This window comes from Tardiphaga sp. OK246 (genome assembly GCF_900188215.1).
GTDB classification, from domain to species: Bacteria; Pseudomonadota; Alphaproteobacteria; order Rhizobiales; family Xanthobacteraceae; genus Tardiphaga; species Tardiphaga robiniae.
Genome location: NZ_FZOX01000011.1, coordinates 33727 through 46695, shown reverse-complemented (window position 1 = coordinate 46695; position 12969 = coordinate 33727). Strand labels below are relative to the sequence as shown.

At 59.8% G+C, this 12969-nt stretch carries 11 protein-coding genes; 4 read left to right on the top strand and 7 right to left on the bottom strand.

Annotated features, from left to right (window positions below; all coding sequences use genetic code 11):
• Nucleotides 1–59: 59 nt before the first annotated feature.
• The 6 genes from CHC01_RS30360 to CHC01_RS30335 all read right to left on the bottom strand — a co-directional run bounded on the left by CHC01_RS30360 (nt 60) and on the right by CHC01_RS30335 (nt 8043).
• Complete coding sequence (locus CHC01_RS30360) at nt 60–1142, bottom strand: glycosyltransferase family 4 protein (RefSeq protein ID WP_089268063.1); 1083 nt, start codon at nt 1140–1142, stop codon at nt 60–62.
• A complete protein-coding gene (locus CHC01_RS30355) occupies nt 1139–2560 on the bottom strand; it encodes a VpsF family polysaccharide biosynthesis protein (RefSeq protein ID WP_176454756.1) in 1422 nt (473 codons plus the stop codon). Before CHC01_RS30355 ends, CHC01_RS30360 begins: the two co-directional genes overlap by 4 nt.
• A complete protein-coding gene (locus tag CHC01_RS30350; RefSeq protein WP_089268062.1) occupies nt 2557–4869 on the bottom strand; it encodes a GumC family protein in 2313 nt (770 codons plus the stop codon). The genes CHC01_RS30355 and CHC01_RS30350 overlap by 4 nt, the downstream gene beginning before the upstream one ends.
• Nucleotides 4850–6274, bottom strand: coding sequence for an outer membrane beta-barrel protein (locus tag CHC01_RS30345; RefSeq protein ID WP_089268061.1), 1425 nt, complete (start codon nt 6272–6274; stop codon nt 4850–4852). Before CHC01_RS30345 ends, CHC01_RS30350 begins: the two co-directional genes overlap by 20 nt.
• A 309-nt stretch (nt 6275–6583) precedes the next feature.
• Nucleotides 6584–7165: a polysaccharide biosynthesis/export family protein gene (locus CHC01_RS30340; protein ID WP_089268060.1), complete on the bottom strand. Its 582-nt coding sequence runs from the start codon at nt 7163–7165 to the stop codon at nt 6584–6586.
• Nucleotides 7166–7314: 149 nt separating this feature from the next.
• Nucleotides 7315–8043: a metallophosphoesterase gene (locus CHC01_RS30335; RefSeq protein WP_089268102.1), complete on the bottom strand. Its 729-nt coding sequence runs from the start codon at nt 8041–8043 to the stop codon at nt 7315–7317.
• 818 nt (nt 8044–8861) lie between these two features.
• Between CHC01_RS30335 and CHC01_RS30325 the strand changes: the two genes are divergently transcribed.
• The 3 genes from CHC01_RS30325 to CHC01_RS30315 all read left to right on the top strand — a co-directional run bounded on the left by CHC01_RS30325 (nt 8862) and on the right by CHC01_RS30315 (nt 11938).
• Nucleotides 8862–9629: a sugar transferase gene (locus CHC01_RS30325; RefSeq protein ID WP_068738572.1), complete on the top strand. Its 768-nt coding sequence runs from the start codon at nt 8862–8864 to the stop codon at nt 9627–9629.
• A 126-nt stretch (nt 9630–9755) separates the two neighbouring features.
• Nucleotides 9756–10547 carry an FkbM family methyltransferase gene (locus CHC01_RS30320; RefSeq protein WP_089268058.1) on the top strand — a complete coding sequence of 264 codons (792 nt, stop codon included), beginning with the start codon at nt 9756–9758 and terminating at the stop codon, nt 10545–10547.
• Between the two features lie 71 nt (nt 10548–10618).
• Nucleotides 10619–11938 (top strand): UDP-glucose dehydrogenase family protein, encoded by a 1320-nt coding sequence (locus tag CHC01_RS30315; RefSeq protein ID WP_089268057.1) that lies wholly within the window; start codon nt 10619–10621, stop codon nt 11936–11938.
• 39 nt (nt 11939–11977) lie between these two features.
• Here CHC01_RS30315 and CHC01_RS30310 read toward each other — a convergent pair whose 3' ends face one another.
• Nucleotides 11978–12232, bottom strand: coding sequence for a hypothetical protein (locus CHC01_RS30310; RefSeq protein WP_139285856.1), 255 nt, complete (start codon nt 12230–12232; stop codon nt 11978–11980).
• Nucleotides 12233–12619: 387 nt separating this feature from the next.
• On the opposite strand from CHC01_RS30310, the gene CHC01_RS30305 reads away from it, so the two are divergent.
• On the top strand, nt 12620–12955 hold the full coding sequence (locus CHC01_RS30305; RefSeq protein WP_139285855.1) for a hypothetical protein: 336 nt from the start codon (nt 12620–12622) through the stop codon (nt 12953–12955).
• The last annotated feature ends 14 nt before the right edge of the window (nt 12956–12969 follow it).

Sequence of the window (12969 nt, the reverse complement as noted above, 5' to 3'; positions counted from 1 at the left end):
ATCCCTGTTGAATGGACCAAGCGCGGCCCCGATCCGGCATGGGTGCCGGCGTCACGGTCCTAATGCGCGGCGTTGGGCTTCGCCGCCGAACGATGGCCGGCCAGCTGCCCGCCAGCGAGTTCGGCGATCAGGTCGATGACGATGTCGTGGTCGCTCGCTGCCAGCGCGTTCCAGCGCGCGAGGTTCTCGGTAGCTGCCGCAACATACCGCCTGCGCCACTGAGAAGCCGCGATAGCCCCGCCGATCTGCGACGCTGCGGTGCCGTGGTCCGACGGATCGATGAAGATGCCGGATGTGCCCAGCACTTCGTGGAAGACGGGGGCATTCGGCGCCACGATCGGCAGGCCGGCATATTGGGCTTCAAGCAGTGGCAAGCCGAGACCTTCGTCATGCGAGGTGCACAGGAAAATATCGGCCTTATTGAGAATGCGCGTCACGTTCTCGGAAGACTGGTAGCCGTGCAAGGTCACGCACGACATGCGTTCCAGTGTCTTCCAGTCATCGCCCCAGCCCTTGCGGCCGACGATGTCGAGGGTGGCGCCGGGAAAACCGTGCTGGCGCAATTCACGTACGATATTGGCCGCGGCGATGAAGTTCTTGCGTGGCTCCACGGTGCCGAGGGCCACGACGCGCAGCGGCGACGTCTCGGGTTCGCCCTCGGCGCGCTCGGCGGATTCCAGCTTGAACACGTTGCGCACCGGCGGGCGATACAGCGTGATCTCTGCGTTCGGGCGACAATGCTCGGCGAGCTTGCGCTGGGTGTCGCGCGAATTGGTCAGGAAGCGCGGATAGTTCTTCAGCGCGATCTTGAAGGGTGCTGCCATATAGAGTCGCGCGCGGGCATTGAGGTCGGCCTGTCGCGTCAGCAGGAAGTCGTCGTGCATATAGGGCAGCACACGTGATGAAAACATCCGCAGTAGCGGGCTTGGCGGAAAGCCGGGGCACAGCAGGAACGACGAGGGAGACGCCAGGCGCATCGGCAGACCGAAAGTCTGCGTCGCCACCATCTGGCCGGTGCCGCGCGAGGTGATGGGCACGACATCGAGCGGCGCCAGCGCCTGCTGCGAAAACAGCTCCAGTGTGATCCGTTCGAGCCCGGTCACATGGCGTCCGAGATGGGTGTGATCGACATAGATAGTCATGCAAACTCCTGATCCCGGGGGACGGCGCGGACATGCGGAGCCGCCATCGGCGGTCGCTGATGGACATGGCGGGGTGGCGCCACGGCCGGCGCGCGTTCGCGCGGCAACAGCAGTGCGATGAGCAGAACGAGTTGCGCCAGCTGGATGTTCTTCGACGAGAAGCTCACCGAGCTTGCCGCAATCATCAGGATCAGCAGCAAGATCGCGAAGGCTGCGCGGTCCGACCGGCGCAGCAGTTCGATGAAGAAGCAGGTCAGGCCCAGCGTGATCAGGATCGTGTGGATCAGGCCGAATTGCACGATGCAGGACACCCAGAAATTCTCGATGCCATAATTCAAACCGAGCTGCGACTGCAGCGCGTTCACGCGAACCGGATTGGGTCCGAGGATCAGTTCGCTCCACTGGAAATGATTGAGCATGTCGAAGGTCGCAAAGCGAGCCAGGGCGCTGCCTTTATCCGATGAGAAGCGCAGCAGCATCTTGTCGAAGATGCCGAGATAGAGCGCAGCAAACACGACGCCTGCCGCCGCAAAAAGAAAGCAGATTGCGCCGACAGCGAACAGCAGCGGCACGCGCTTGCCGCGGATCAGCCGGATCGTCTCAAGCAGACCGAGGCAAGCCAACACGAACAATACTGTCATCAGCGCGGTACGGCCGCCGAAGGCCATCAGTGAGCCCAGACTGAAGGCGATCAGTGGCACGCGGATCATGATCGGCGGGCAGATGGCCGGTCGCAGCACCAGCGCCATGATATAGGCGCCGACGATGCCCGAGGCCGTCAGCGGATGGCCGAGGAGCGCAGCCGAGCGCCATTCACCGACTACCAGCACGCTGCCGAGCGTCAGCGGAATGATGCGATGGCCGGAGAAATATTCGTAATAGCCAATCAGGATGTTGAGCAGCAGTGTCGCATGGATGGCCCAGACCAGCGGCCGCCGCTGCGCCGGCGTCAGCCGCCAGATCAGCAGGCACAGCAGGACCGGCAGCAGGAACGTGTCGATGATGACCGTGAACGGGCGTTCCAGCACGAACATCTGGATCAGCAGGACGAACCAGCAGAACAGGTGCACCAGCAAAAGCTTGGCGTCCGTGAAGGCACGGTTGATCTCACCGATCGGGTCGCCGTCGCGCATCAGCAGCAAAAGCGTCGCGATGAATGTCGCATAGGTGCCGGGGTGCAATTTCTCGAGAAAATTGCCGCCGGGTGTCAGGTAATGGATCTTGAGATTGGTCAGAACGCCGCCGGACAGCGTGAAGATCGCGACGATGGCGCCCAGCAGCACGCTGACGATCATTAAATTAATGAGTTGGGCGGTGTTGACGATCTGGCGTCGTTGCGGAACGCGTGCACGCGAGCCCGCCGCGGCGACGGCGCCGTTGCGATGCAGCCTGAGCGGCGCGGTCCGGGCCAATGTCAACGCGCAGCTCCCGCACTGGCGGCGGCGACGCCATAGGGCTTCAGATAAGCCGAGCTGCGATAATAGTCGTAGAAGCGGATCTTGCTGAGATCGACCTGGGTCAGCACGGTGCCGAGAATGCGATCATGCACCGGAGCCAGCAGCTCCATCGTGTGGGCGACGACTTCGCGCGGTGTCTGATTCCAGGCCATGGCCAGCAAAATTCGGTCGGCGAGTTCGGCCAGCGCGCGGCCGTCGACCAGCGGAATCAGCGGCGGCGAGTCGATGATGATCAGTTCATAATGTGACTTCAGGCGGTCGAGGATTTCGACGATCTGCTCGGAGAACATCAACTCGGTGATGGCATCGACATCCTTGATAGCGGGCGAGGGCAGGATCGAGAGGCCGGTGCTGCGATCGAGCAGGATGGCGCGCTCCAGCGACACTTCGCCGGTCGCCACCTGCAGGAGGCCGGCATCGGCATTGGGGCTGACGGCGCGGGTCAGACCGGGATTGCGCAGATCGCCGTCGATCAGGAGTGTCTTGATGCCCAGCGTGGCGAAGGACAAAGCGAGATTGCCGGCGAAGGTTGTCTTGCCTTCACTTTCGAGGCCCGACGTCACCAGCACGACCTTGACCGTGTCGATCTTGCGCGCACGCTGAATCGCCAGACGCACGGCACGAATCGCTTCGGCGAAGAATGTGCCGGGCTCCTCGATGGCATAGCGCATCAGTGGTGGCTGCAATGCAGCCGGCAGCAGCCGCATGGTGCGCGGATCGTAACTGCCGAGTTCGGTGCGGCCGCGTTTGGCACGCCCGGCGAGTTCGCGACTGCTGATCGAGGGTAGAGCGGCCAGAGCGGGGACGCCCGATATCTCTTCGGCCTGTTCCAACGTCTTGATCCGCCCGTCGAGATAGTCGGTCAGGAATGCCAGCACGGTGCCGCCGCCGAGGCCGAGCAGGATCGCAAAGCCTAGAATAAGCATCGTCTTCGGCGCGGAAGGCTTGAGCGGGATGCTGGCAAAGCTGACGATGCGGGAGTCCGGCATCTCCAGGCTTTCCTGCGCCGTCGTCTCCTTCGAGCGCGCCAGATATGACTCATAGAGCGTGCGGTTGGCCTCGGCCTCGCGCTGCAGCTCATGCAGCCGGACCACGGCCTGACCGGACGTGCTGGAGACGCCCTGCAGCTTGTCGAAACTGTCCTGCAGCGACGCCTCGCGCGATTTCGCAACGTCATAATCATGCGCCGTGCCCTGCACGATGCGCCCGATTTCCTCGTTGATCAGCCGCTGCGTGTCCTTGAGCTGCGCCCGCACATTGGCGACCTGCGGATGCCGCGGACCATATTTGCTGGTCAGGTCGGCTTCGTTCTTGGCGATATCGGCATATTGCGCGCGCAGCTTGGTCACCATCTCCGAGGAGACGGCGGCATTGAGCCCGCCGGGATCGCCGCCGGTTTTCGCCAATTGTTGCACCTGATCGAACTTGGCACGCGCCTCGGCGGTCTGCACCCGGGCAGCAATCAGCTTGCTGTTGAGATCGGTGATCTGCTGGTCGTTGACCGTCACGCCCTGCGAGACCGCGAGGTTATTGGCGGAACGATAGTCCGCGACGGCCTGTTCGGAGGTGACGACGCGGTTCTTCAGCGCATCGATCTGGCCGCCGAGCCATTTGGCTGCGATGCGCGTCGCGTCGAATTTGGCGCGGACCTGTTCCTCGAAATAGGCGTCAGCCACCGCATTGGCGATGGTCGCGGCTTTCTGCGGCGATTCCGAGCTGACGGCGATATCGACCAGGAATGTCGTGCCTTGTCGTGTCACCTTCATGCGGCGCTGGAGCAGATATATAGAGTATGCACGCGCGGCGTCTTCGGGGCTCACGCCATCGACCGGGCTGCTGCTGCGGAACAGATTGCGGATCGGATCGAGCAGGCCGGGCTTTGGCATGAACTCGAGATCCTGCGTCAGCTTCAACTTGTCGACCACGCGCTGCAGGATCGAGAGCGACTGGATCAGCAGCGTCTGGCTCTCGATGGTCGCATCGTCCGTGCCGAAATTGGTCAGCACCGATTGATTGGTTTCGACCACATTGGCGCGCCGGGGATCGACCAGTACGGTGGAGTTCGCAGTATAGAGTGTGGTCGCCGTCGCCACATAAGCGAGGGCGATACCGCCGAGCACGGCGGCAGGCAGCACGACTGCGCGCCAGCGCCGGCGCAGGATGCGCGCCATTTCCCGGAGATCGACGGTCGGCGCCTGCCAACCGGCAACGGCGGTCGGAACCGGTTCCGGTGCCGCCGGATAAGGCTGGTCAAAATTGCGCTGTAACATTGAGCCCTACCTGATGTTTGTCGTAACTGAAGGTGGGTATATCGCTGTCGCGCGATGTGTAGCGGTGATAGGCCGAGATCGCGCTGAAGCGGTTCATCAAATACTTCACGCTGGCATTGGTCGTGGTCACGCGGTCCTTGCGGGCCTGGCCGAAGAAGCGATCGATCTCATAGGCGCCCGCCAGCGACAGGATGACGTTGCGACGCAGCTCGTAGTCGACGCCGACCTGCACGGCATTGGCCAACACGCCGGTCGAGCTGGTATCGGATGTCTGCGTGACCAGTTGTTCGGCCTTGACGTGGATGTCCATCAATCGCGTCGGGCTCCATGTGAGCTTGGCGCGATAGGACGGTCCGTCGACGGTGCCGATCAGAGGATTGTCGAAGCGCTGTTCGACATAGCCGCCGCCGAACTCGCCGCGGAGCAGATTGCCGAAACCGACGGTCAAGCCCGACAACGCGCGATAGCCGGTGGAGTCCAGCGTCTGGCCGGGCACGCCGCGGATGTTGCGCTGGTTGCCTTCGACGCCGCCGAACCAGCCGAGCACAGGCGAGAACGCATAATCGACGCGGCCGTGAAGCGCATAGATCTGGCCGTCGCGGCTGCTCTGGTCGATCAGACTGCCATCCTGCGCGCGCGCCGTGCCGTAATCGTACGAGTCGACGCGTGCGCCGATCGATGTCGCCAGCCGGTTGAATTCCTTGCGGACGGTCAGGTCGCCGGACATCAGATTATAAGGCGTCGGTGTCACGGCATTGGAAGGCGAGCTCAGCGAACCCACACCCTCATTGAGATGCGCGATCTGGAAACTGCCCAGCACGACCATGTCGTTGGCGATATCGATCCAGCCGGCGCCCTTCAGGCTCACATCGGTCTGGTCGAGGCTCGAATTTTCATTATAGGCCGTGGTTCGTGAATTGAGCTTGATGTCGATGCCGTGTCGCTCCCACAGCGTGTGCGCACGCAGGCTGGGTTCGATCACCGCTGCGACGTCGCCGCGCTTCTGGGTGTTCGAGGCAAACACATTGCTGTCATAGAGCGCGCCCGTCATCAGCGACGGGTTGAACATCCAGGATCCCTGGCGGATGCCGACGGGTTCATAACCAGGTTGCTGTCGCTTTTTTACTGGCATGTCCTCTGGCGCTATTGCTTCGCGGTTATCCCGGTCGACCAGATCGGGCAACGCGGACGGTTCGAAAATCCGTTGCGCATTCCAGGGTGGCGCGAGCTCGTCGCTGGTTGCCGGGATCGCCTGAGCATTGGCGGGTGATGCAATACCAAGCAGAATCGCCGTGACCGGCCATGGCGCGATACGGAGAGCGCGGCGCGTGACGGGAATCGGCCGCAGCCCCTCCGGTCCTTCGCCGATCGCATCCGATCCTGCTGATACAAACGTACATTTCATCACTCATCCCTTGCGAAGGACATGCATTCCTCCGCTATCGAATTGTCGTCGAGACTTGATTGCCGCTTAGAAATTCATCCCGGCGCTTACAAACTCAGCAAGCCCGTGATGAATGTCGCGCCCCCACTAGCGCACTCAACACTCGTCTGATGAAACGCCCTTCTCTTTGCTGCCCACAATGCGAAGTACGAAGTAAAGTTCGTCGCACTGCACAAGAATACGCACCGCAAAAAGTCGAGACTATGGCGACGCGCGACATGAAGGCGCGCATCGGTCACTACACATCAGACAAAATCAAAAATGATGAGTTCAGAAGTATCGTTCTGGGACACGCACATTGTCGCCGGGAAATATCAGCACCGGTGAATCGAGCGCATAGATCTCTTCGACGGTTGAGCCCGACCGCCGCAAATACACTTTGTTCTCATTGGCACGGTAGGTGAACCCGCCTGCGGTCGCGACGGCATCCATCACGGTCAGGCCCATGCGATAAGGGTATTCGCCGCTCTTCTTCACTTCGCCGAGGATATAGAAGGGTCGATACAGCGCGATTTCCACATTCACGCGTGGGTCTCGCACGATTCCCTTGGCCAACGCGGACGAGATGCCCTTCTCTAATTGCCGTGTGGTCAGTCCAGCGGCCTTCACGTGGCCCGCAAGGGGAATCGATACAAATCCGTTGCTGTCGACTTCATATTCACCGGTGATATCAGCTTCGCCATAGACCTTCAGACGAATCCTGTCAGTTGGTCCAAGAAGATAGGTGCCTGACGGCGAAGCCGCAGAAACCCGCTGGTCCTGTGCGAGCGAGATCGACGGAGCGACGCCAGCAAGGAAAAATGAAAGCACCGGTACTATCAAAATGCCGGCGCATCGGTTCGTTCGCAACATGGTAGACCCCCAACACAACATCAATGTGATCATCTGCATCAATTCGATGACAATTGATGCAGACGACAATTGCGCGAGAGTGTCCGGCAAAAAACGGCGAAAGAATGTGGCGTACTCAGAGAGTGCGCAGATTGCGTACTAATGTCTTCTTAGAGAACCAGAATCTCTGTGCCTTCGATGGCAATGCACGTGAGGATGCCGCTGCGCCACGCACCTGTGTCAATATTCACACGGTTATCTCTAATATCTGCATGGGGAACCGGTGTGTGTCCGTGCACCACATAGACGCCATGATCGCGCTTGGAATCCAAAAACTCGTCCCTGATCCACATCAGATCATGTGGATCTTGAGATGACAGCGGTACATTGGGACGAATGCCCGCGTGAACGAACAAAAAGTCGCCGCATCTGATATTGTTCCGCAGGCAACGCAAGAAAGCGTCGTGCGCCGGAGGGAATGCGGCGCGAAAGGCGTTCTGTACATCGCGCGCCGTTGCCGTGCGCGATGGAGAAACGCCATAGGACGCGAGAGTCTGAAGTCCGCCCAGTTGGCGCCAGTGCTCAAGCACGCTGGCATCCTCCAGGAAGTCTTCCATGATGGCTTCGTGATTGCCGCGTAGGCAGATTGCATGGTTGTGCACCATGCGGACTGCCAGCAAATCGATCACACCTTTCGAATCCGCGCCACGATCGATGTAATCGCCGATATAGACTTCCGCCGCATAGGTGATCGGGCGACGTCGGATGTCCTCATCGATGCGCGCGATGGTTTCCTGCAGCAGGTCGGCGCGTCCGTGAATATCACCGATGGCATAGATGCGCGTATCGGGCGGCAGTGCCGCCTTGTTCGAATCTGACCTGGAGAGGGAGCGCGGCATTTCGCGCAAGCTACGATCAGGGAACCGTCGCGGTCAAATTCAATCGGCCGCGCAACGCCTTGGGACTCATAAAGCTTTGGGGATAGCGAAGAGCTCAGAAGAAAATGATGCGAACGGCGACGATCACAGCGACCCAGACGGCCGCATTGATAAGAAGAAGTCTGTTTCGCAGTTTGCGGCCAGATGCGTTACGCACATCGTTGGCAGAACTATCCACAGGGTTGGAGATAGTGGCCTTATCCACGGCAATCGCGCGCGGGGGAAATGAAATGTCCCCTGTAGTCATCTGAGGTGTTCGTCGAGCGACCATGGCGATGCCGAAATATCTGGCGGAGTGAGCAGTCTCAGTGCGCAACATAATGGGCGCGCTTTAGTATCGAGTGAAAAATCAAGCTCGAATCGATTGCCGCTTGGTGGCTATTTGTTAATTGCGAAGATCATGCACCCGATCTCGCAGCGACGCGATGCAATTCATCGATCTGCGTCGTGTAATTATTTTGCATGGCTGCTGTGAGCGTGATGCAGCGCAATAGACGGACAAAACGATCTAAGCGCTTCCGTGCACAAAGATTTTTGCGCGCCGCACAATTATATCAATATTGCGACTGCGTAATGTTACACGCCAATACCGTTTTGCCGCCCTAATTCGTTCGCACAGTTAAGAAATCTTCAGGGATGAAGGTTCTTGCTGATCGACGAAGAGGGTTTCGCAATTGCGAATGTTCGTCGAAGGGAAGGGTTCTGAATTCGCATGCCTGCCACATAGGCATGTTTCTGTTCGATTATCGCGCACCAAAGTTCCAGCAGGGAGCGAGAGCATGGCCTCTACAGTTTCAGTTGGTTTTGATCGCAACAAGGTGACGCCGCTCTGGAAAGAGCGGCAGTTCATTTCAGTGCGGCCGGTCGAGTTTGCCGGCCACGGGTCCTATCGGAACAGCGCCTATCGCAGCCGCCGGACGAACCAGGTTGCTCGGTGCGAGCCGTCGGAGTCGATTGCCAAGCGATTGTTCGACATTGCGGCCGCGGGCTCAGCCCTGCTGTTTCTCGCGCCGCTGCTGATCACTATCGCAATCATTATCAAGGCGACCTCGCCGGGACCGGTGTTCTTCACCCAGTATCGCTATGGCTACCGCAACCGGTTCTTCAAGATCTACAAGTTCCGCTCAATGCGCACCGATGCCGGCGACAAGCGCGGCATTCAGCAGACGGTCGAAGGCGACGCCCGGGTGACGCGGATTGGCAAGCTGCTGCGCAAGACCAGCCTCGACGAAATTCCGCAGCTGATCAACGTGCTCAAGGGCGATATGTCTCTGGTTGGGCCGCGGCCCCATGTCCCGGGCATGCTGGCCGCCAACGTGCTCTATGAAGATCTTGTGCCGTATTACTTTACGCGTCACAGCGCACGGCCCGGCATCACCGGTCTGGCCCAGGTGAGCGGCTGCCGGGGCAGCACCGTGGAGGCGCCCCGGGCGATCTCGCGCATCGATTACGACCTCGAATATATCGAGAAATGGTCGATGCGTATGGACATCATGATCATCGTGCAGACGGTCCGGCGCGAATTCCTCTCCGGTAATGCCTTCTGATGCCCACGACCGATTGAGCGGCGGCATCGATCACATCACACATTGCAGACATTGCGCTGGCGGATCCCCGTCCGGCGCCCGGAATTGTTTTGCCTTGAAACCAGCCTCGAACGAAGGGTGACAGCCATGACGGCGACGCAACGGACCAAGCAGCTTCTGAAAGACGCTTTCCCGTCGATGTATCTGCGCTGGCGCTTCCTGAAGCGTCCCAAATCGGCGGAGCGTGAATTGGCCTATCTCGACAAGATCGTGCCGCAGGGTGCCGTCACGGTGGATGTCGGCGCCAATTGCGGTCTCTACACCCAGCAACTGGCGCGGCTGTCCGGTCAGGTCCATGCGTTCGAGCCGTCGCATGAGATGGCCGATCTCCTCCGGCGCACCTCCGCGTCCAATGTCCGCATTCATGAAGTGGCTCTCTCGGATCATGAAGGCGATGCCGAGCTCTACACACCGCAAGGCGAGGATGGCCTTGTTTACGGGCGGGCATCGCTCGAACAGCAATATGAGCCGTCGGTGAAGCAACTGATCACGACGCATGTTCCATTGGCGCGTCTCGATGGTGTCGTGCGCGAGGACGTGTCCTTCGTGAAGGTGGACGTCGAGGGGCACGAGTTGAGCGTCTTGCATGGAGCCGTCGGCCTGATCGACCGGTGCCAGCCGGTCTTCCTTGTCGAGGCAGAGGATCGTCACCGTGCCGAGGCGACGCGCTCGGTGTTCGATTTCTTTCGCGACAAATCCTATCGCGGCTTCTTCCTTCAGGACGACGAGGTGATCTCCATCGATCATTTCAACGCTGGGGAAATGCAGGACGCCGATGCGCTGTTGCCCAATGGTGGCCGTAAACCCGGGCAAGCTTACGTCAACAACTTCTTTTTCTTTCCGCAGCATCTCGACGGCGAGTTGATCCTCAACAGCTGAGGCGCATGCGGAATTCTCGGGGGATGTCCGGGTCGTTCTGACCGCGGACTGTTTACAAGACAGGACATGCAATGCGAATTGCCATGATTGGCGCTGGCTATGTGGGGCTCGTGTCGGGGGCGTGCTTTTCGGACTTTGGCCATCACGTCACCTGCGTCGATACGGATCAGGGAAAGATCGATGCGCTGAACAACGGCGAGATTCCGATCCATGAGCCCGGTCTCGATGCGCTGGTCGCAAGCAACGCCAAGCAGGGACGGCTGAAATTCGTCACCGATGTCACATCCGCCGTCGGTGCAGCCGAAGTGGTCTTCATCGCCGTCGGCACGCCGTCGCGGCGCGGTGACGGCCATGCGGACCTGTCCTATGTCTATGCAGCGGCGCGCGAGATCGCAAAAGCCATCAAGAAGTTCACCGTGGTGGTCAACAAGTCGACGGTGCCGGTCGGTTCTGGTGATGAGGTCGAGCGCATCATTCGCGAAGAGAACCCGGATGCCGAATTCGCGGTAGTCTCGAATCCGGAATTCCTGCGCGAAGGCGCTGCCATCAGAGACTTCAAACATCCCGACCGTATCGTCATCGGTTCCAGCGACCAGCGCGCCAAGGATGTCATGGCGGAAGTCTACCGGCCGCTGCATCTCAACTCGTCGCCGATCATGTATACGGATCGCCGCACGGCTGAACTGACCAAATACGCCGCCAACTCGTTCCTGGCGACCAAGGTGGCCTTCATCAACGAGATCGCCGATCTTGCCGAGAAGGTCGGTGCCAATGTGCAGGAAGTCGCGCGGGGCATCGGCCTCGACAACCGGATCGGCCTGAAGTTCCTGCACGCCGGACCGGGTTACGGCGGCTCGTGTTTTCCGAAGGATACGCTGGCACTGATCAAGACGGGCCAAGATTACGAAGCGCCGCTGCGCATCGTCGAGACCGTGGTGGCCGTCAACGACCAGCGCAAGCGCGCCATGGCACGCAAGGTGGCGCACGCCTTCGGCGGCAATCTACGCGGCAAGTCCATCGCCATACTCGGCGTGACCTTCAAGCCCAACACCGATGACATGCGCGATGCGCCGTCGATTCCGTTGATCACGGCGCTGCAGGATATGGGCGCCGAGGTGCGGGTCTACGATCCCGTTGGCATGGAGCAGGCGAAGAAGGTGTTCGAAAACGTCACCTTTTGCGAGGGGCCCTATGAATGCGCCCGCGGGTGTCACGCCATGGTCATCGTCACCGAATGGGAGCAGTTCCGCGCGCTCGATCTGAAGGAGATGGCGGCGATCATGGCCTGTCCGGTGATCATCGATCTCCGCAACATCTATTCGCCGGATGAAGTGACGCGGAACGGATTTCTCTATAGCGGCGTCGGGCGGCCGCAAGCAGTGGCTTACTAGCTCGCGCATCTGCGCAGATAAGGGGAGGCGCGCAGTGTCTTACTGCGTCGCTTCCTCCGTCGTGCCGGGCGCAGTCGCATGTTCGCTTCGCGGCGTCGTGGAGGCGTCGTTATAGCTTTCAGTCTGATAGATCGATTCCAGGTCGCTGCCGCCGAGATACCAGCTTCCAAGGAAATATGTGGCGCCGATGATGGCTGCGGCCATCACGAGGCCGCGGCCGACGGAGAAGACGATATCGGCCTTCGTGACTTTATGCGGAGCGATCTTGTCCATGAAGGCGTCCCTATGGGGCATGCCGCTATCCTGCAACGGCGTGGTCCAGTTGGTGCTCAGGAATTCGAGCGCAAGCAACAGCGCAATCAATCCCGGACAGTGTAGCGTTATCGACCTGACATGTCTGCTGGAAATGCCGAGATCGTCGCGTAGCAGAGAACCCATTGAATAAGCGAATAATGCGGCGCTCAGACCGCAGATCGCAGAATCACAATCACTTTTGGCATCCCCTCATCCGCGAACATCGCCAATGCGGCTCATTTGTTCAACCGTCACAATTGCAACAATTCAACCCCGAATGTCGGAATACCGAACACAGGCGCGTGAGCACGAGCTTTCTCCCGTGGAACCTGAGGATGACGACAGAGTGACGATGCGTTGCTGGAGTACCGAGGTTATGATCGCACTATGAGACAAACTACATTTATACTGGCACTTGCCGCCGTGATCGCGTCCCCGATCTATGCGAACGAAATTGATCAGATGGCGAACAATCTGGAAACAAGCTGTTCGAACCACTTTCGCAAGCGGCCGAACAAACCTTCGAGCGATTCCAAAAAGTTCTGCAGCTGTTTTGCCGGAACCTTCACATCGACCATCTCGCTGCGGGAACTCGATGCCGCAAATGGGGTGGTAACATCGGAAATTCAGGAACAATTCGAACGCGCTGCGGAGTTCTGCGGCCGCGATGTTGCGCCGTCCGTCGCGCAAGCGGGCAGGGCATGGATCATGGAATCCAACTGACCGACGAATCCCGG